The organism is Knoellia sp. B-D-2 (assembly GCF_057714695.1).
In genome coordinates, this window is sequence record NZ_CM173189.1 from 1856769 (window position 1) to 1875573 (window position 18805).

The window sequence follows — 18805 nt, forward strand, 5'->3', positions numbered from 1 at the left end:
CAGCGGTGACGTTCGACGCGATGTGGCGGGACCTCGGTGCGGTCGGCCGGGACGCGAGGACCGGTGGCTACCGCCGCTTCGCCTGGACCCGCGAGGACCACACGCTGCGCGAGTGGTTCGTCGGGGAGGCCGAGTCCCGCGGCCTCGACGTCACCGTCGACCGGGTCGGCAACCAGTGGGCCTGGTGGGGCGACCCCGACGGCGCGTCCGCCGGCGGCCGTCGCGGTGTGGTCACCGGGTCGCACCTCGACTCGGTGCCCGACGGCGGCGCCTTCGACGGTCCGCTCGGTGTCGTCTCCGCCTTCGCCGCCGTGGACGCGCTGCGGGACAAGGGCTTCGAGCCCGGCCGGCCCATCGGGATCGTCAACTTCGTCGACGAGGAGGGGGCCCGCTTCGGCGTGGCCTGCGCCGGGTCGCGCGTGCTCACCGGCGCGATGACCGCCGACCGTGCGCGATCCCTCACCGACGGTGACGGCGTCTCCCTGGCGCAGGCCCTCGTCGCGGCCGGCCGGGACCCCGAGCATCTCGGGCCCGACGGCGAGACGGTCCGCCGCATCGGCGCGTTCGTCGAGCTGCACGTCGAACAGGGCCGGCACCTCGTCGACGTCGGCGCACCCGTCGCCGTCGGCAGCGACATCTGGCCGCACGGGCGGTGGCGCATCCGGACCCTCGGCGAGGCCAACCACGCCGGCACGACCCGGCTCGAGGACCGCGACGACGCGATGCTCGGGTTCGCCGCCGCCGTCATCGCCGCACGCCGGGCCGCCGAGACCCACGGCTGCGTCGCCACCGTCGGCAAGGTCGTCGTCACGCCCGGTGGGGTCAACGCCATCGCGAGCGAGGTCACGGCGTGGCTCGACGCCCGGGGAGTGGACCAGGCGGCCGTGCGCGCGGTCGTCGACGACGTCACCGAGGTCGTCGCCGACTTCGACGGCCTCGTCGTCGAGGACTCCTGGACCGGCCCGACCCCGTTCGACCGGGCCCTGGTGCGGCGCCTCGCGACCCGGCTGGGCGGCATCCCGGTCATCGGGACCGGAGCGGGCCACGACGCGGGCATCCTCGCGAACGCCGGCGTCCCCACCGCGATGCTGTTCGTCCGCAACCCCACGGGCATCTCGCACTCGCCGGAGGAGTTCGCCACCTCGCAGGACTGCCACGCCGGGGTCGACGCGCTCGTCACGGTGCTCACCGACCTCGCGGGGGTCCGCGCGTGACGACCTACTGGTGTGAGCACGCGCAGCTGCCCGACAAGGTCCACCGAGGTGTCCGCATCAGCGTCGCCGACGGCCGCATCACCGAGGTCGCCACCTCCACCACCCAGCGCGACGGCGACGTCCGGCTGCGTGGCGTGGTCCTCCCCGGCTTCGCCAACGCCCACAGCCACGCGTTCCACCGGATGCTGCGTGGGCGGACCCACGGCGACGGTGGCAACTTCTGGACCTGGCGGCAGCAGATGTACACCGTGACGTCCCGACTCGACCCGGACACCTACTTCGCCCTCGCGAGAGGGGTGTTCACCGAGATGCTCGCGGCGGGCTACACCGTCGTCGGGGAGTTCCACTACCTCCACCACGGTCCCGGCGGTCGCCCGTACGACGACCCCAACGCCATGGGGGAGGCGCTCATCGCGGCCGCCGAGGAGTCGGGGATCCGGCTGACGCTGCTCGACACCTGCTACCTCTCCGGAGGGCTGTCCTCGTCCGGGCACCTGCCGCTGGACGAGGTCCAGGTCCGCTTCTCGGACGGCTCCGTGCAGGCCTGGGCGGAACGCGTCGAGGCGCTGCGCGACACCGACCTCGTCCGCATCGGTGCGGCGGCGCACTCCGTGCGGGCGCTCACCCGCGACCAGCTCTGCGAGTTCTCGAAGGTCGTCGGCGACCGCCCGGTCCACGCGCACGTGAGCGAGCAGATCGGCGAGAACCTCACGACCCAGATGGTCTACGGCGCCAGCCCGGTCGAGCACCTCGCGGACACGGGGGTGCTGGGCGAGGCGTTCACCGCCGTCCACGCGACCCACATGTCCGACATGGACCTCGAGCTCATGGGGCGGTCCGGCGCCGGCGCCTGCTTCTGCCCGACGACCGAGCGCGACCTCGCCGACGGCATCGGACCGGCGTGCGAGCTCGCCGCCCAGGACGTGCCCCTCAGCCTCGGCTCCGACCAGCAGGCCGTCATCGACCCGTTCGAGGAGATTCGCGGGATCGAGATGCACGAGCGCCTCAAGAGCCACGAACGCGGCCGGTTCGGCACCGCTGCGCTGCTCGAGATGGGGACGTCGGCCGGCTACGGCAGCCTCGGCTGGGACGGCGGCCGGATCGTCGTCGGTGCGCTCGCCGACCTCGTCGCCGTGCGCACCGACAGCCGGCGCACGAGCGGCGTCGCGCTCGGCCAGATCATCTTCGGTGCGACCGGCGCGGACGTCACCGACGTCGTGGTCGGCGGTCGCCGGGTCGTCTCCGGCGGCGTCCACGCCCTCGGACCCGTCGACGACCTCGTCGCCGAGTCGATCCTCGCCGTGCGGGCGTCCTCGTGAGCGGCGCCGTCGCGGGCTCGACGGCCTACGTCGGGATCGGCGAGCTCGTCACCTGCGACGGCACGGGCGCGGCCGGGCTCGGCCTGCGAGCGGGCGCAGCGCTCGTCGTCGAGGGTGGGCGCATCGCCTGGCTCGGCGACGAGGGCAGCGTGCCCGAGGCCGACCGCCGGGTCGAACTCGAGGGCCGTGCGGTCCTGCCGGGGTTCGTCGACAGCCACAGCCACCTCGTCTTCGACGGCGACCGCGCGGGGGAGTTCGCGGCGCGGATGGTGGGGGAGCGCTACGACGGCGGCGGGATCGGGGTGTCCGTGGCGGCGACCCGGGCGGCCTCGGACGACCGGCTCCGGGAGCTCGTCGGCCGCCGGGTGGCCGAGATGCGCGCGCAGGGGACGACGACCGTCGAGATCAAGGGCGGCTACGGGCTCACCGTGGCCGACGAGGAGCGCGGCCTGCGCATCGCCGGTGAGTACACGAGCGAGACGACCTTCCTCGGGGCGCACGTCGTGCCACCGGAGGCGCGTGGTGACCGGGCGGCATACGTCGACCTCGTCACCGGTCCCATGCTCGAGGCGTGCGCGCCGCACGCGAGGTGGGCGGACGTCTTCTGCGAGCCCGGGTCCGCACACGCCTTCACCGGGGACGAGTCCCGTGCCGTCCTCACGGCCGCGGCGGGTGCCGGCCTGGGGCTGCGCGTCCACGGCAACCAGCTCGGTCCCGGGCCCGGGGTGCGGCTCGCCGTGGAGCTCGAGGCGGCGAGCGTCGACCACTGCACCTTCCTCGGCGACGCCGACGTCGACGCGCTCGCGTCGGCCGCCGCCACGACCGTCGCGACCCTGCTGCCCGGGGTCGAGTTCTCGACCCGCTCGCCGTACCCCGACGCCAGGAGGCTGCTCGACGCCGGCGTCGCCGTGGCGCTCGCCACCGACTGCAACCCGGGAACCTGCTACTCGAGCTCGATGCCGTTCGTCATCGCCCTCGCGGTGCGCGAGATGGGGATGACGCCCGGCGAGGCCGTGTGGGCCGCGACCGCGGGCGGCGCGCGGGCGCTGAGGCGCGACGACGTCGGCCGCATCGCGATCGGTGGCCCGGCCGACCTCGCGGTGCTCGACGCCCCGAGCCACCTGCACCTGGCCTACCGGGCGGGGGTCCCGATCGCGAGCGCGCTCGGCTGAGCGCTCCCGCCCGGGCCGGTCGGCTCAGAGGTCGCGGTCGACGATCTCCTGCGGCTTGTGGCCGGCCGAACGGGCGTAGAACTGGGCCGCCTTGCGGGTCGCCATCGTCCGGGCGACGCCGGCCGCGAGACCGGTGAGGGCGGCATACGCCAGGGCCTCCCAGACCGGCGAGTCCGGGTCCTTGGGGTCGAGCGCCTTGTCGCGGCCCGCCTTCTGCCAGAGCTGGTCGGCCACCTTGGTCGCGGCGATCCCCGCGAGGATCGCCGAACCGGTCCCGAGGACCTTCCACACCATGCTGCCCATCAGTCACTCCTGGTTTGCGAGTCGTGACGGACGAGCCGGGCTCGTCCTGTTCACCTCGTTCCACCCTGCCACACGTGAGGAGTAGGGTGACCACGTCAAACGACAGGGGAGCGCTCCGGCGCTGAGAGTGCGGGCAACCGCAGACCCTCACACCTGATCCGGTTCGCACCGGCGTAGGGAGTCGAGTTCTCAGGTGGCCGTGCCTCACGCGAGGTGCGTGCGGTGCGGCTCACCTCCCCGAGGTATCCATCGGACGCCACGGGAGAAGACGTCATGGCAGCACACACCACCACGCCGGCGAGCGCGCCGGCCACGAACGGTCGCCGTCGGGGCCGCAGCATCCTCGCGACCCGGCCGCTCATGGCCTGGCGCACCGTCGACATCCTCACGATCGCCTTCCTCGGCGCCGCCTTCGGTGTCGCGTACTGGGGCTGGGGCCAGGCCTACGAGGTGCCGTCGACCGCCCTGACGACGGTGTACCCGCCGCTCGCCGGGATCACCGCCGCGCCTTGGCTCATGGCCGGTGTGGTCGGCGGGCTCGTCGTGCGCCGACCCGGAGCAGCCCTCCTCTGCGAGGTCGTCGCCGCGCTGGTCTCGATGGTCCCCGGGACGAAGTGGGGCTTCTCGACCTTCCTCGCCGGGGTCCTCCAGGGCCTCGGTGCCGAGCTCGCGTTCGCGATCCTCGGGTATGCCGTGTACGGGCTCGGTGCCGCAGCCCTGGCGGGTGCCCTGTCGGCGCCGCTCGAGGTCGCGTACGAGTGGGTCACCTACTACCCGGACTGGGCGTGGGACCACAAGATCGCCTACCTCGCCGTCATGACCGCGGCCGGCGCGGTCATCGCGGGCGGCCTCGGGTGGCTGCTCACCCGGGCTCTCGCCGCCGCGGGCGCGCTCAACGCGTTCCCGCCCGGGCAGGAGCACCGTGAGGTCCGAGCTGTCTGACCCGGACCCGACGGCGTCGCCGCTGCACACGGGCGGCGCCGTCGTCGTCGACGGGCTCACCTGGCGGCCCTACGGGCGCCGCGAGCCCGTGCTCCGTGACGTCTCGCTGTCCGTCGCCCCCGGGGAACGGGTCCTGCTCGTCGGGCCCAGCGGGTCCGGCAAGTCGACCCTGCTGCGTGCCTTCGCCGGCCTGCTCACGACCGCCGACGCCGGCGAGCTCTCGGGCTCGGTCACCGTCGACGGGCACGAGCCGGGGACGCGGGTGGGCGAGGTCGGCCTCGTCCTCCAGGAGCCCGGCGCCGGCGTCGTCGCGACGACCGTCGGGCGCGACGTCGCGTTCGGGCTCGAGAACACCGGCGTCGCCCGGGACCTCATGCCTGACGTCGTCCGCGGCAGCCTCGACGCCGTCGGTCTCGACGGGCTGCCCGAGGACACCCCCACCCACGCCCTGTCCGGCGGGCAGACGCAGCGGCTCGCCCTCGCCGGCGCGCTCGCCCTGGCCCCCGCGGTCCTGCTCCTCGACGAGCCGACGGCGATGCTCGACGCCGACAACGCCGCCCAGGTCCGGTCGGCCGTCGCCGACGTCATGGGCGCAGGGCTCACGACCGTGATCGTCGAGCACGTCCTCGGACCGTGGGTCGACCTCGTCGACCGGGTGCTCGTCCTCGACCATGACGGGCGGCTCGTCGCCGACGGACCGGTGGGTGAGGTGCTGGCCCGCGAGCGCGACCGCCTGCTCGAGATGGGCGTCTGGGTGCCCGGCGGGGCACGCCCCGCGCCCCTGTCCGTCACCCTGGCGCCCGTCCGCGACGACGCCGGTCTCCTTCGGGCCACCGCGCTGCGCGTCGACCGTGAGGTGACCCTCGTCGACGGCACCCCCCGCGCGGTGCCGGCGCTCGTCAGCCCGGAGCCGCTCGCCCCGGCCCCCGGCACCGTGACGGCGCTGGTCGGCTCCTCCGGGTCGGGAAAGTCGACCCTCCTGCACGCGCTGGCCGGCTTCGTCGACCCGACCGGGGGTGGGGGTGGGGTCGAGGTCGTGGGCCCCGTCACGGCGGACCGGCCACGCTCCCGCGGACCGGTGGGCGATCTCGGCTCCACCGACCTCGCGCGGGTGCTCGCCTGGTCGCCCCAGTGGTCGAGCTCGACGATCGTCGCCCGCACCGTGCTCGACGAGGTGCTGACGACCTCGCGCGCGCTCGGCGACGACTCCGCTGCCACGCTCGAGCGCGCCCGCGAGCTCCTCGCCGTCCTGGCGATCGACCACCTCGAGGGCGCCGACCCGCGCGAGCTCTCCGGCGGGGAGCAACGGCGCCTCGCCCTCGCCGCCGGGCTGCTGCACCGGCCGCCCACCCTGCTGGCGGACGAGCCCACCGTGGGCCAGGACCGGCACACCTGGGCCGCGGTGGCCGGGCTGCTCGCCGCGCACTCGGCCGCCGGCGGCTCGGTCGTCGTCGCCACCCACGACCCCGGCCTGGTCGATCGCGCCGACGACGTCCGGACCCTCGTCGCGCCGCCGAAGCCGGCACCGGACCCGACGCCACGCACCCCGCTGGTCGCCCGGTGCGGACCCCTGGCCCTGTTCGCCGGGTCAGCGCTCGCGATCGTCGCCGGCGTGGCCTCGCCCGGCTGGCGCACCTCGGTGCTCGTGATCGCCACCCAGCTCGTGCTCGCTGCGGTCGGCCTGGCCGCCCCCGGGGAGGGGCCGCGGCCGCGCCGGCGGGTGCGACGGTTCCTCGTCCGGATGGTCCCCGGACTCGTCGGGGCCGCCGGTGTCGCGTGGTCGACCTGGCTGCTGGGCGGTCACGACCTCGAGCTCGCCGCCACCGGCTTCCTGCGGGTCGTCATCATCGTGCTGCCGTCCGCGGTGCTCATCCCGTTCGTCGACCCCGACCGGCTCGGCGACCATGCGGGGCAGGTGCTGCGGCTGCCCCCGCGCCCCGTCGTCGCGGTTGCGGCGGCGCTCCAGCGGGTGCACACCTTCGGCGAGATCTGGGGCGAGATCGCCCGGGCCCGCCGGGTGCGCGGTCTCGGCGTCACCGCGAGGTCGCCACGCCGGTTCCTCGCCCACGTGGGCGCCCTGACCTTCGGCCTGCTCGTGCGCACGCTCCGCCTCGCCGCCGACCTCGCCGTCGCGATGGACGCCCGGGGGTTCGCGACCGTCCGGCGCCGCACGTGGTTCGCCCCGGCCGGGTGGCACGGCCGCGACACCGCCCTCGTCCTGGCCGCGTCCCTGCCCGCCGTGGTCGCCCTCCTCGCCTCCCGCACCTAACTCGCCAATTCCCCCGTGAGGGACACGGCGTGTCGGTCCCTCACGGGGGAATTGGCGAGTTGGGGACCGGCGGAGGTGAGGGTCCGGGAATGTCGGGGGCGGGCGGCATACTTGTCTGTCTCATGGCCCCCACCACCTCCACGCGAGTCGAGCGCGTCCGCATCCCTCGCGAGATCTGGGTCCTGGTGGCGTCCGCGTTCGTCATCGCCCTCGGCTTCGGGCTCATCACGCCGGTCCTCCCGCAGTTCGCCCAGAGCTTCGGCGTGGGCGCGACGGCCAGCGCGGTCGTCGTCAGCGTGTTCGCCTTCTTCCGCCTCGTCTTCGCCCCCGCCGGGGGCAGCCTCATCGTCCGGCTCGGCGAGCGCCCGATCTACCTCGCCGGCCTGCTCATCGTCGCCGCGTCCACCGCGGCGACGGCGTTCGCGCAGAGCTACTGGCAGCTCCTCGTCTTCCGCGGGCTCGGCGGCATCGGCTCGGTGATGTTCACCATCTCGGCGACGGCACTCATCGTTCGCCTCGCCCCCCCGGCGATCCGGGGACGGGTCTCCTCCGCCTACGGCTCGGCCTTCCTCATCGGCGGCATCGGCGGGCCGGCCGTCGGTGGCGCCCTCGGCGGGTTCGGTTTGCGCGTTCCCTTCCTCGCGTATGCCGCGGCGCTCGTCGTCGCCGCCGCTCTCGTCGCGATCTTCATCAGCGGAAGCGCGTTGCGTCCGGCCTCCGACGCGCCGGTGCTCCCGGTCATGACCGCTCGCGACGGGCTCCAGGACAGCGCCTACCGGGCGGGCCTCGTCTCGGCGTTCGCCAACGGGTGGGCCAACTTCGGTGTGCGCAACGCGATCATCCCGCTCTTCGTCGCGGCCAACATCGGCAAGGAGCCCTGGCTCGCCGGGGCCGTCCTCGCGATCTACGCCGCGGGCAACGCCATCGGGATGAACGTCGCCGGGCGACTCAGCGACCGGCTCGGGAGGCGGCCCTTCATCATCGGCGGGCTCGCCGTCGCCGGGGTCGCGACGATCGCGACCGGCTTCGCCACGACCTTCCCGGTCCTCGTCGCCTTCTCGATCATCGCCGGTCTCGGGTCCGGAGCCCTCAACCCGGCGCAGCAGGCGAGCATCGCCGACATCATCGGCCGCGACCGCAGCGGCGGACCCGCCCTGGCGGCCTTCCAGATGTCGGCCGACGCCGGCGCGATCATCGGACCCATCCTCGCCGGCGCCCTCGTCGACTCGGGCAGCTACGCGCTGGCGTTCGGGGTGACCGGACTGCTCAGCCTCGTCGCGACCGTCCCCTGGTCGCGAGCCCGCGAGACCCTGCCCCGGGAAGCCGGCGTCGCTGCGGCCTCCGCGGTGCGCTGAGCGCGCGAGCCGAGGGCCGCGCCCGGCTCAGCGCACGAGAACGGTCGAGCCCTTCGGCATGTGGTTCTGGCCCCAGATCATGTTCATGGCCGAGTTGCTCACCCGGGCGCAGCCGTGCGAGGCCGGGTGGGCCGGGATCGACGGCGAGCCGTGGACGGCATACCCGCCGTTGAAGTAGCGGGGTCGCCACATCTCGCCGAGGAACCCCTCGTCGCGTCCGTCGACGACGTAGCCGACCCGGAACCTGCCCTTCGGGGTGCGGGCGGTCGCGGTGCTCCCGTCCTTGCGCTCGTACTCGTAGCCGCCGCCCGTGCTCGTGTTGAGGATGTACGTCACGTGGCCGCCGCGGACGATCATGAGGATCTGGCGCTGGAGGTCGATGTCGACGCCCGTGCCCCCGAGCCGGGTTTCGGGACGGACGCCGTCGTCGAGCGCCCGCTGCGTCCTCGGTCCGACCCGGCCGTCGCGGGAGATGCCGGCGGACTTCTGGAGCGCCCACACGGCCTGCTGGGTGAGGGCGCCGAAGTGCCCGTCGGGCTCGCCCATCCAGTAGCCGAGGGCGGACAGCCGTTGCTGCAGGGCGAGGACCGCGGGGCTCCGGTCTCCGACCCGCAGGGACGCCGTGGACGGGGGCGTGGTTTCCGACGGCCTGGGCCTGGGCTTCGGCTTCGGGGTGGCGGTCGCCGAGGGCTGGGGCTTCGGCGTGACGGTGACGCTCGGCTTGGGCGTCGCGGTGATGCTCGGCGTCGCGGTGATCGTCGGCGTCGGCGTCGGCGTCGGCGTGGTGCTGGGGGCGGTGGACGCCGTGGGCGGGGTCGGCGAGATCGGGGCGGCGGTGACGCTCGGTTCCGTCATGCCCTGTGGTGCCGGCGACGTCAGGTCGCGGTCTGGCGTCCAGCTGACCCCGGCGCATGCCCCCAGCCCGCCGGTGAGCACCGCCACCGTCCCCATGGTGACGATCCCTCGACGCACGCTGCGTGTCATGTCGCTCCCCCTGCTTCGTCGATCGCGGCCATCCTGCACCCCGGTAGACGCGAGAGCCGGGAGGCGGGTTGCGTCCGTGGCCGGATCGTGACCCCGACGCGCGGCGGGGCAAGCCCCGGGGGTGTGCCCGGACAGGGCCCTGAGCGCGTGGGACGGGTGCCGGGCAACGGGGAGGTCTGACCGTCACGCCAGACTGAGGGCGAACAGCGCAGCCGAGACGGCGGCGACGGCACAGACCAGGCTGCGGACGGCATACGGCCAGGCGTCGATCGTCAGTCCGGCGCGTCGGCAGCGGTCGCGCCAGAGCAGGGTCGCGAGCGAGCCCCACAGCGTGACGATGGAGCCGACGTTGACCCCGACGAGCAGGGCCATGAGGCGGGTGGGTGAGCCGTCCGAGACGGGCTCGAGCGCGAGGTAGGCCGGGAGGTTGTTGGCGAGGTTGGCGGCGACCGCCCCGGCGGCGCCGACCCTCCACAGGTCCCCGTCGCCCGAGCCGACGAGGGCGCCGAGCACCGGCTCGAGGCCGTGCCGCATGGCGACGTCGACGACGACGAAGAGCGCGCAGACGGCGAGCACCATCGCCCAGGGCACCCGGATGTCGACCAGCCTCGCGCGCCACCGCCACGCCAGCGCCGCCACGAGCACCACCGCGCCGATGGCCGCGGGTCCCGCCGGCGTCACACCGCTGACGAAGGCCGGGCCCAGCGCGACGCACACCCCGGCCGCGACGAGCAGCAGCACGCGGTCGTGCGGCTCGTCGGGCGCTTCGGGCGCGTAGCGCGTCATCAGCTCGCGCCGGTGCAGGACGAAGAGCACGAGCACCGTCGCGAGGATCGCGGCGAGGGCGGGCCGCCACGCCAGCGCGATGTACTCGTGCGTCCCGACGTCGAGGGCCGAGAAGCGGTGCAGGGAGATGAGGTTGGACAGGTTCGAGACCGGCAGCAGCAGCGAGGCGGTGTTGGCGAGCCAGACCGTCGTCAGCGCGAACGGCATCGCCGGGATGCCGAGCTGCTGGGCGACCGCGATGACGACCGGGGTGAGCAGCACGGCGGTGGTGTCGATGCTGAGGACGATCGTGCACGCGGTGGCGAGGGCGACGACGAGGAGCCACAGCAGCCACGTGCGGTGGCGCCCGGCGCGGGCGGTCCAGTGGGCGGCGACGTCGAAGACGCCGGCCATCTCGGCGACCTCGGCGACGACCGACATGGCCACGAGGAAGACCATGACCGGCCCGATGCGCTCCGCGAGGGCCAGCAGTTCCTGGACGGTCATCCAGCCGAGGCCGCGAGGTCGGCGACGTGGGCCGCGATCGGGAAGGCGGACGTGGCCGCGGGGGAGGGGGCGTTGCAGACGTGCACGGTGCGCGCGGTCCGCCGGACGAGGAAGTCGTGGACGAGCGTGCCGTCGCGCAGGACGGCCTGGGCCCGTATGCCGGCCGGCTCCGGGAGGAGGTCGTCGACCGTGAGCTCGGGGCAGTAGCGCCGCACGAGCTCGAGGTAGCCCCGGCGCCTCCACGAGTCGCGCTGCTCGGCGAACCCGGTGCGCCAGTGCTCGCGGGCCACGCTCCACATGCCCGGGAACCGGGCGTAGGCCGCGACGTCGCGCAGGTGGACCGACCCCTTGCGGTAGCCCTCGCGGCTGAACCCGAGGACCGCGTTGGGTCCGACCGTGATCCCGCCGTCGACCGTCCGCGTGAGGTGGACCCCGAGGAAGGGCAGGTCGGGGTCGGGCACCGGGTAGATGAGCGCGTCGACGAGGCCGGCGCGCGAACCGGGGAGGCGGTGGTACTCGCCTCGGAACGGCAAGACCTGGAAGGAGTCGGAACCGGTGTTGAGACCGGACATCGCCGCGAGCCGGTCGGCCTGGAGTCCACCGCAGACGACGACCCGCCGTGCCGACTCGGTGGTGCGCCAGCCGTCCTCGTTGAGGGTGAGGGTCACCGCGTCGATGGCCTCGTCGATGCCGACCACCGCCACGGAGGTGCGGACCGACCCACCGGCGGCCACGACGTCGGCGGCGAGCGCCCGGCACACGGCGACGTAGTCGGTGATGCCGGTCGCATGGACGTGCAGCGCGCCCAGCCCCGTGACGTGCGGCTCGCGCTCGCGGAGCTCACCGGCGCCGAGCGGGGTGACGCGCAGCCCGTTCGCGCGGGCGCGGTCGGTGAGGTCGGCCAGCCGAGCGACCTCGACGTCGTTCGTGGCCACGACGAGCTTGCCGGTGTCGACGACGGGGATGTCCTTCTCGGAGCAGTACTCGCGCGTCCGCGCGGCGCCCTCGGTGCAGAACCTGGCCTTGAGGCTCCCGGGCGCGTAGTAGACACCGGCGTGGATCACGCCGCTGTTGTGGCCGCTCTGGTGCCGGGCGACCTCGGTCTCCTTCTCGACGACGAGGACGTCCGCCCCCGGTCGCCGCCGCAGGATCTCGTGCGCGGTCGCCAGGCCGACGATTCCCCCGCCCACGACGACGACGTCACGCATGGGCACGACCGAGCAGAGCAGGGTGGGTCCGACCCTCCACGAGGTCCTCCACGGCGGCGACGAAGCGTGGGCACGCCGTGATGTCGTGGGCCCGGCAGCGCAGGGCGTGCTCGGTCATCTCGCGCGAGCGCTCCACGGCGAGCATCCGCTCGTCGAGGTCGCGCAGGTGGCCCTCGAGCACCTCGTGGCGGTCCTTCGCCCCGGCGTCGAGCAGGACCCGGATCTGCTCGAGGCTCATGCCGGCGAGCTTGTTGCGCTGGATGATCGCGATGCGCACGAGGTCGTCGTGCCCGTAGCGGCGGTAGCCCGACGCGTCGCGTCGCGGCTCGAGCAGCCCGATCGACTCCCAGTGGCGCAGGACGTGCGTGGGCAGGTCGAAGCGGCTCGCGAGGTCGCTGATGGTCCAGTTCTCCGTGGTCACATTCATGTCCACCTGAACGTACCCCCTCCGACCGTGACCCACGCACGGCACACTGGCGTCATGGCCCGCTGGGTGCTCCACGTCGACCTCGACCAGTTCATCGCGGCCGTCGAGATCCTCCGCCGGCCCGAGCTGGCGGGGCTGCCCGTGGTCGTGGGCGGGCGGGGCGACCCGACCGAGCGGGCGGTGGTCTCGACCGCGTCCTACGAGGCGCGCGCGTTCGGCGTCCACTCGGGCATGCCGCTCAAGCTCGCGGTCCGCAAGTGCCCTGACGCGGTGTTCCTCCCGGTGGACGGTGCGGCCTACGACGAGGCGTCGGCGGTGGTGATGGAGGCCGTGCGGGCGCACCCGCGGGCGGTGGTCCAGGTCCTGGGGTGGGACGAGGCCTTCGTCGGCATCGAGACCCCCGGACCGGACGTGGTGGAGGCGGTGGCTCACGCCGACGCGATCCGCGCCGAGGTCCTCGAGGCGTCGCTGCTGCACTGCTCGGTCGGCGTCGGTGACACCACGGTTCGCGCCAAAATCGCCACCGACTTCGGCAAGCCCCGGGGCACCTTCGTGCTCACCCGGGAGAACTGGTTCGAGGTCATGGGGGAGCGCCCGACGACCGCGCTCTGGGGCGTGGGCACCCGGATCGCCGCCCGGCTCGCGGCCCACGGCTACGACACGGTCCGTCAGCTGGCCGACGCCTCCGACGACGTGCTCGCCGCGGAGTTCGGTCCGCGGATGGGGCCGCACTACGGTCGGCTGGGTCGGGGGGTGGGGGCGACGCGCATCGACGACACCCCGTGGGTCGCCAGGGCTCACGGGCGCGAGACGACCTACCAGAGCAACCTCACCGACGAGGAGGAGATCGCGGCGGCCATCGGCTCGCTCTCCGCCCAGGTCGTCGAGGACATCCGGCGGGAGGGCAGGGCCTGCGCCCGGGTGCACCTCAAGGTCCGCTTCGCGCCCTTCTTCACGACCACGCGCATCCGCAAGCTCGCCGAGCCCACGTCGGATCCGGCCGTCATCGCGTCCACCGCGCTCGAACTGCTCCGCGACCTCGGGGACGACCGGCCGGTTCGGCTGCTCGGGGTCCGTGCCGAGATGGTCCCGCCTGAGGGTGGCTACGAGCAGCCGCGCACCACCGGCCGTGGCGGGCCGGCGGCCCACCCACCCGACTGACGCGAACGGGAGGCTTGCCTTCAGGTCGACCTGAAGGTTGACGATCGGATCATGACACCTTCACTGCACACCGACATCGCCGTCATCGGCGGCGGCCCCGCCGGCCTCCAGGCCGCCCTCACCGCCGGCCGCGTCCGCCGGCAGGTCACCGTCTTCGACGACGGCACCTACCGCAACGCGACGGTCAGCCACATGCACAACGTCCTCACCCACGACGGCACCCCACCCGCGGACTTCCGCGCCGCAGCGCGACGCGAGCTCACGGCATACGACACCGTCACGGTCCGCGAGGAGCGCGTCGTGACGGTCGAGCGCGACGGCGATGACTTCCGGCTCACCCTCGCCGGTGGTGACGTCATGACCGCGTATGCCGTCGTGCTGGCCACCGGGGTCCGCGACGAGCCGCCGCCCATCCCTGGCCTCACGGAGGTGTGGGGCGACCTCGCGGCGCAGTGCCCGTTCTGCCACGGGTTCGAGTTCGCGGGCGAGCGCATCGGCATCGTCGGGACGGCCGCCGCCGGCCACCTCACCGCCCTGCTCGGCCTCGTCGCGGGCGAGTTCGTCGTCTTCGAGGAGGGCCAGGAGGTCCCCGACGGTGTGGTGCTCACCGCCCCGGTGGTCTCCCCTCGCCTGACCGCGGTCGAGCGACACGGTCAGGGCCTGCGGGTCAGCCTCGACGACGGCTCGACCGAGGACGTCGCGGTGCTCTTCGTCGTGCCGACCCTGCACCAGTCGGCGCCGTTCGCGGAGCAGCTGGGCCTCGACCTCAACGCGTCGGGGGCGGTGCGCATCGACGAGTTCGGGCGGACGTCCGTTGTGGGCGTCATGGCGGCCGGCGACCTCGCACACCTGGCGGCGTTCCCGATGCCGATGGCCTCGGTGGTGCAGGCCTCGGCGGCCGGACAGATCGCCGCGAACTCGGCGATCGCCCGGCTCCTCACGCGGAGCTGACGCGCACACTGGTGGCATGCCCAGCAGCCGGCGCGTCGAGTGCGGCGGGGTCGCGCTCCACGTGCGCACGTGGTCGGGCGAGCAGCCCGCGCACCCTCCGGTGGTCCTGCTGCCCGGCACCGGGCTCACGGCGAGCGACTTGGGACGTCGTCGCGGCGGCCCTCACCCGGGACCGGGTCGTGCACGCCGTGGACCTGCGAGGCCACGGGTCCAGCGACCGTCCGGGCCGCTACTCGATCGAGCTCCTGGCCCGGGACGTCACGCTGCTCCTGCCCCAGCTGGGGCCGCAGGTCGACCTCGTGGGGCACTCGCTCGGCGGGCTGGTCGCGTGCCTCGTGGCGTCCACCTCGCCCGAGGTGCGGCGGCTCGTCCTCGAGGACGTCGGCCTCATGCGCCCGCGCACGCCGACGACACCCGAGCGCCCGAACGGGACGCTGCTGTTCGACTGGGCCGTGGTCGAGCAGGTCCGGCCCGAGATCGACGCCCCGTCGCCCGGGTGGCCGGGCGTGCTGCGCTCGCTCCGGATCCCCGTCCTCGCCGTCAGCGGCGGTCCGACGAGCTTCGTCCCGCCGGAGTGGGTGGAGGACCTCGTCGCTGCTGTGCCCGGGGCCACGATGGCGACGGTCGACGCGGGCCACGAGGTCCACGCGACCAGACCGGGCGAGTTCCTCCGCGCGCTCAGCGGTTTCCTCGACCGCTGACGCGCCCGTGGCCGGGGGGCTGGCTATGCTCACGCACGACATGCGTGGTCGACACCACGCGGGGGACGACGTTCGGGGGAGCAGTGGACGACGCGATGCGGGTGCGGGACATCCCCGCCGTCCTGCTGTCGGCGCTGCGGATCCTGCGCGTCTACTGGGCGCCCTTCGTCGTCATCGCCTGCCTCGGCCTGGCGGTGCGCAGCGGGGCGGTCTGGCTCGCCGTCATCGTGAGCGACCACAACGCGTTCCTCGCCCAGCTCATCCTCGTCATCGCGCCGCTCGGCTTCCTCCTTGCGATGATCGCGATGCTGTACATGACGCGCGGGGCCCTGCCCAACGTCGCCGAGCTGTCCCGTCGCGAGGCGCGGCAGGCGCCGACCGAGAAGCGCGAGCTGCGCCTCGTCGACGTCGCGGTGAGCGTGCTCGTGCCCTTCCTCGCGGTCTACGTGTCCTACGGCCTCCTCAAGGAGGACCTCTACCGGTTCACCAACGAGGCGGCCTACGCCGAGTTCAACCAGTTCAGCCTCGGGGCCCCGCCCGACATCGACTTCGCCGGTCGGCTCGCGATCTACGACTGGCAGGTGGTCCTCGCCATCGTCGCGATCGCCTGGGTGCTGCGCTACGCGCTAGGGAAGTTCGAGAGCGTCACGCGCTTCCTCTGGCTCGCGTTCCTCGGCGCGCTCGTCGAGGTCTACTACACCTCCCAGGTCGCGCAGAAGGTCGCCGACATCCGCGAGGCGGGCCTCGCCTGGGTCGAGGAGCGCCGGGCGGCACAGCTCGTGCTGGACCAGTACGACACCCTCATCGGCACCCTTGGTCCCATGGCGAACCCGGTCGACACCGCGACGACGTGGCTCTTCGGGTTGCTCGGTGCCGTCGACGCCGTCGTCATCGTCCCGCTCGCCTGGATCACCGTCGGCGCGGTCGTCCTCGGTCACAAGCTGTCCGGACCCGAGAGGCCCGAGGCACAGCCGAACCCGCGCTGGGAGCGCATCCCGGCGCCGGTCCGACGCTTGGGTGGCGGACTCGTCGGCGACGTGCGCGAGCGCTGGTCGGCGTTCTGGAACGGCCTGCGGATGATGGCGACGGCCGGTCTGCTCCCAATGCTGACCTTCTGCCTCGCGTTCCTCCTCGTGATCCGCATCCCGTGGCTCGTGGGCCAGCTGCTGCGCCTGGCGATCGGCCCGATCCAGACCGACACGTGGCTGGCGTTCTCACCGATGGAGAAGGCCGTCGGCCTCGCGGTCACCATGGTCCTCACGGCCGCCCTGCTCGCCGCCGCGATCGACTGGCTCCTCGGGCCGAAGCTCGCCACGAGCCCCGACGACGATCCCCAGCCCGTCGCGCACGAGGTCAGCGCGGAAGCCTCAGCGTGACGTAGTCCGGGTTCTCGAACGAGATCCTCAGCTCGACGAACCGCGCGTCCGTCGGCACGGCGATCGCGGGGGAGACCGACCACTCCCGCGGACGGGGCAGCTCCTTCTCGGGGAGCGCTCCTCGCTTCTCCGACTCGAAGATCGGCACGCTGGGTCCGGGCGTCTTGTCCGGCACGCAGACGGTGACGCGCTGGCCGATCGCGTCGAAGACGTGCCCGACGCGGTACTGCCGGCCCCGGTCGTCGACGAGGGTCAGTGCGCAGTTCTTGAGCGGCTGGCCCGGCTCGGCCCGGAAGTCGAGGTCGACCGTGCGCGCCACCATCCCGTCGGCGAGCGTGAACTCGTCGGACAGCGACTCGTATGCTGGGTCGGCACCTCCCAGCCCGGCGAGCCTCACCGAGTAGCGGCGGGTGAAGTCACCGTGGGCGTCCGACGTCTGCTCGGTGACGGCGACCCAGGCGTCGGCGTCGCCGTCGGCGATCTCGTGGTGCTGGCCGGACTGGTACCAGAACACGGGCACGCGGTAGCCGCTGGCCGCGAGCATGGCCACGATCGCGACGGGTGCGGCGGCCATCCACCACCGGCTCGGTCGGCGGGCCGTCAGGGTGGTGGTCATCGCCGAGCCTCCTCGGGCGGCACGGGGCCGCTCTCCCTGACATTGACTGCGTCCTGCTGCGACCAGAGGGCGTCGACCGCGGAGGCCTCGATGCCGAGGTCCACCTCGGCGAGGTCGTCGCGACGGAACTGCGACTCGTGCGAGTCCCACGCGCCGCGGGTCGCCATGAGCCGTGCTCCCCGGAGAGCCTTCCTGGGCACGTCGAAGCAGATGCTCGCGTAGTGCCGGACGCCGGTGGAGAGGTTCGCGCTCTGGACGCACTCCGGGCCGCGGGCGGAGGCGATCCACCGTCGGTCCTGGGCGTCGACGACGAAGAAGCCGGCCATCGTCGTGGGCTGCTGCGTCGCGAGCATCTCGGTGTCGACGACGAGCCACCGGCCGCCTGAGGCCGAGGCCGGGTTGCCCATGATCGTCGGTGTCACGTGGACGCCGGTGACGGTGAGCTCGACCTGGTCGAGCCGCACCGTCCGGTCGACCACACCCTCGTGAACGAACGGCTTGTCGGCGACGTCGTCCAACGGGATGTGGTCGTTGATGAGCCGGCCAACTCCCATGGCGGCGACGACGAGCGCCGCGCTCGCGATGGCGCGCCTCACGGTCGCCTCACCAGGGCGAGCGAGCCCCGTCCCTGGATCTCGTCGCGGCCGACCCAGGCGTTGGGGTCGAGGGTCTGCTTGTCCTCCTCGCGGAACTCCACGAGGTTGGTGCTGACGGTCACCTCGTCCCCCTGCCACGGCCCCGACGTCGTGAACGTGAGCGCGAGCCGGTAGGTGAGGCCGGGGTTGAAGCTCGACATCCGCGTCGAGTCCTCGACGAAGTAGAGCTGGGGAGTGTCCACCACGTCGACGCCACCGCCGGACACCCTGACGTTCTTGGTCAGGGTCACGGCGTACTCCGGCCGGTCACCGGTGAGCGTCACGTGCGTGTCGAGCACGACGACGCGTTCGGACGGCTTCGGCCGGACCGCGGGTGCGAGGTCGGGCAGCTCGACGACCTTGTCGATGACGACCTCGTAGGGGCCGACCATCATCGACCTGCCGGCCGCGATCGGCTCGGGACCGGGCTCGGGCACCCCGGCCAGGCCACCGAACGGTGCGCTCGCGAGCAGCGCGGCGGCCACCCCTGCCCCGGCCTTCTGCGTGGTCGGGCGCCCGGACACGTAGGTGCGTGCGTGCCGCAGCACCCCTCGCCCCATCGTCGCGTTCTCCCCCATGCCACGGAGTGTAGGGACTGTCCCGCCGGTCCGTGCGGGTCAGCCGGCGCGCAGCCGCTGCCGCTCGGCCCGCAGGGCCTGCAGGCGCGCCCAGTACTCGGCGCGGGACTCGTCGGCGACGATTTCGATCCGGGGCGCGGCGCCGCGGACCGCTCGGAGGTGTCGCGAGGTGCTCTCCTCTGCCATGACGACGACGCTAGGGCCACCCACCGACAGGGTCCGCGGGCCGCGCCGCCGGGAACAACACCGCCTCGGCAAGAGTTGAGTCAGGTGAACGCAAGTTTGGGCGCTCGGATTTGCCATTCGGCAGGCGGGCTCCTAA

Annotated in this window: 18 protein-coding genes, 3 pseudogenes and 1 riboswitch; of the genes and pseudogenes, 12 read left to right on the forward strand and 9 right to left on the reverse strand. The window is 73.6% G+C overall.

Annotated features, from left to right (window positions below):
- Positions 1 to 5: 5 nt before the first annotated feature.
- Genes AC3EU2_RS08865 through hutI form a run of 3 tightly spaced genes read left to right on the forward strand, consistent with a single transcriptional unit; the run spans position 6 to position 3705 of the window.
- Entirely contained in the window at positions 6 to 1214 is a 1209-nt protein-coding gene (locus AC3EU2_RS08865; protein WP_488179344.1) for an allantoate amidohydrolase, read from the forward strand.
- Positions 1211 to 2533, forward strand: a complete 1323-nt coding sequence (locus AC3EU2_RS08870; RefSeq protein WP_488179345.1) for a formimidoylglutamate deiminase — start codon at positions 1211 to 1213, stop codon at positions 2531 to 2533. Before AC3EU2_RS08865 ends, AC3EU2_RS08870 begins: the two co-directional genes overlap by 4 nt.
- Positions 2530 to 3705: an imidazolonepropionase gene (gene hutI / locus AC3EU2_RS08875; protein WP_488179346.1), complete on the forward strand. Its 1176-nt coding sequence runs from the start codon at positions 2530 to 2532 to the stop codon at positions 3703 to 3705. The genes AC3EU2_RS08870 and hutI overlap by 4 nt, the downstream gene beginning before the upstream one ends.
- Before the next feature lie 24 nt (positions 3706 to 3729).
- On the opposite strand, the gene AC3EU2_RS08880 is transcribed toward hutI, so the two are convergent.
- The gene (locus AC3EU2_RS08880; protein WP_488179347.1) at positions 3730 to 4008 is read right to left on the reverse strand and encodes a DUF4235 domain-containing protein; all 279 of its coding nucleotides are present in this window, start codon (positions 4006 to 4008) and stop codon (positions 3730 to 3732) included.
- A 94-nt stretch (positions 4009 to 4102) separates the two neighbouring features.
- Positions 4103 to 4205: riboswitch (TPP riboswitch) on the forward strand.
- A 76-nt stretch (positions 4206 to 4281) separates the two neighbouring features.
- Between AC3EU2_RS08880 and AC3EU2_RS08885 the strand changes: the two genes are divergently transcribed.
- The 5 genes and pseudogenes from AC3EU2_RS08885 (at position 4282) to AC3EU2_RS08905 (ending at position 8574) form a co-directional block, all read left to right on the forward strand.
- Positions 4282 to 4950 carry an ECF transporter S component gene (locus tag AC3EU2_RS08885; RefSeq protein WP_488179348.1) on the forward strand — a complete coding sequence of 223 codons (669 nt, stop codon included), beginning with the start codon at positions 4282 to 4284 and terminating at the stop codon, positions 4948 to 4950.
- Positions 4951 to 5038: 88 nt separating this feature from the next.
- Positions 5039 to 5473 (forward strand): annotated as a pseudogene (locus AC3EU2_RS08890) (ABC transporter ATP-binding protein); the annotation flags it as partial.
- A 405-nt stretch (positions 5474 to 5878) separates the two neighbouring features.
- Positions 5879 to 6310, forward strand: a pseudogene (locus AC3EU2_RS08895) (ATP-binding cassette domain-containing protein); the annotation flags it as partial.
- A gap of 294 nt (positions 6311 to 6604) precedes the next feature.
- Positions 6605 to 7219: pseudogene (locus AC3EU2_RS08900) on the forward strand (energy-coupling factor transporter transmembrane component T family protein); the annotation flags it as partial.
- A 122-nt stretch (positions 7220 to 7341) separates the two neighbouring features.
- Entirely contained in the window at positions 7342 to 8574 is a 1233-nt protein-coding gene (locus AC3EU2_RS08905; RefSeq protein WP_488179349.1) for an MFS transporter, read from the forward strand.
- A 27-nt stretch (positions 8575 to 8601) separates the two neighbouring features.
- Here AC3EU2_RS08905 and AC3EU2_RS08910 read toward each other — a convergent pair whose 3' ends face one another.
- The 4 genes from AC3EU2_RS08910 to AC3EU2_RS08925 form a co-directional block, all read right to left on the reverse strand.
- A complete protein-coding gene (locus AC3EU2_RS08910; protein ID WP_488179350.1) occupies positions 8602 to 9429 on the reverse strand; it encodes a L,D-transpeptidase family protein in 828 nt (275 codons plus the stop codon).
- A 312-nt stretch (positions 9430 to 9741) separates the two neighbouring features.
- Positions 9742 to 10830, reverse strand: a complete 1089-nt coding sequence (locus tag AC3EU2_RS08915) for an SLC13 family permease (RefSeq protein WP_488179351.1) — start codon at positions 10828 to 10830, stop codon at positions 9742 to 9744.
- Positions 10827 to 12038 (reverse strand): L-2-hydroxyglutarate oxidase, encoded by a 1212-nt coding sequence (gene lhgO / locus AC3EU2_RS08920; protein ID WP_488179464.1) that lies wholly within the window; start codon positions 12036 to 12038, stop codon positions 10827 to 10829. Before lhgO ends, AC3EU2_RS08915 begins: the two co-directional genes overlap by 4 nt.
- Positions 12031 to 12465, reverse strand: coding sequence for a MerR family transcriptional regulator (locus tag AC3EU2_RS08925; protein WP_488179352.1), 435 nt, complete (start codon positions 12463 to 12465; stop codon positions 12031 to 12033). Before AC3EU2_RS08925 ends, lhgO begins: the two co-directional genes overlap by 8 nt.
- Before the next feature lie 54 nt (positions 12466 to 12519).
- On the opposite strand from AC3EU2_RS08925, the gene AC3EU2_RS08930 reads away from it, so the two are divergent.
- From AC3EU2_RS08930 to AC3EU2_RS08945, 4 genes are all read left to right on the forward strand, one after another.
- Positions 12520 to 13626 carry a DNA polymerase IV gene (locus AC3EU2_RS08930; RefSeq protein ID WP_488179353.1) on the forward strand — a complete coding sequence of 369 codons (1107 nt, stop codon included), beginning with the start codon at positions 12520 to 12522 and terminating at the stop codon, positions 13624 to 13626.
- A gap of 51 nt (positions 13627 to 13677) precedes the next feature.
- The gene (locus tag AC3EU2_RS08935; RefSeq protein ID WP_488179354.1) at positions 13678 to 14577 is read left to right on the forward strand and encodes an NAD(P)/FAD-dependent oxidoreductase; all 900 of its coding nucleotides are present in this window, start codon (positions 13678 to 13680) and stop codon (positions 14575 to 14577) included.
- Between the two features lie 179 nt (positions 14578 to 14756).
- Positions 14757 to 15278: an alpha/beta fold hydrolase gene (locus AC3EU2_RS08940; RefSeq protein WP_488179355.1), complete on the forward strand. Its 522-nt coding sequence runs from the start codon at positions 14757 to 14759 to the stop codon at positions 15276 to 15278.
- Positions 15279 to 15322: 44 nt separating this feature from the next.
- On the forward strand, positions 15323 to 16654 hold the full coding sequence (locus AC3EU2_RS08945; protein WP_488179356.1) for a hypothetical protein: 1332 nt from the start codon (positions 15323 to 15325) through the stop codon (positions 16652 to 16654).
- Here AC3EU2_RS08945 and AC3EU2_RS08950 read toward each other — a convergent pair.
- Genes AC3EU2_RS08950 through AC3EU2_RS08965 form a run of 4 tightly spaced genes read right to left on the reverse strand, consistent with a single transcriptional unit; the run spans position 16632 to position 18669 of the window.
- A complete protein-coding gene (locus AC3EU2_RS08950; protein ID WP_488179357.1) occupies positions 16632 to 17270 on the reverse strand; it encodes a hypothetical protein in 639 nt (212 codons plus the stop codon). The genes AC3EU2_RS08945 and AC3EU2_RS08950 overlap by 23 nt on opposite strands.
- A complete protein-coding gene (locus AC3EU2_RS08955; RefSeq protein ID WP_488179358.1) occupies positions 17267 to 17866 on the reverse strand; it encodes a hypothetical protein in 600 nt (199 codons plus the stop codon). Before AC3EU2_RS08955 ends, AC3EU2_RS08950 begins: the two co-directional genes overlap by 4 nt.
- Positions 17863 to 18483: a hypothetical protein gene (locus AC3EU2_RS08960; RefSeq protein WP_488179359.1), complete on the reverse strand. Its 621-nt coding sequence runs from the start codon at positions 18481 to 18483 to the stop codon at positions 17863 to 17865. Before AC3EU2_RS08960 ends, AC3EU2_RS08955 begins: the two co-directional genes overlap by 4 nt.
- A 39-nt stretch (positions 18484 to 18522) precedes the next feature.
- Positions 18523 to 18669, reverse strand: coding sequence for a hypothetical protein (locus AC3EU2_RS08965; RefSeq protein ID WP_488179360.1), 147 nt, complete (start codon positions 18667 to 18669; stop codon positions 18523 to 18525).
- Between the last annotated feature and the right edge of the window lie 136 nt (positions 18670 to 18805).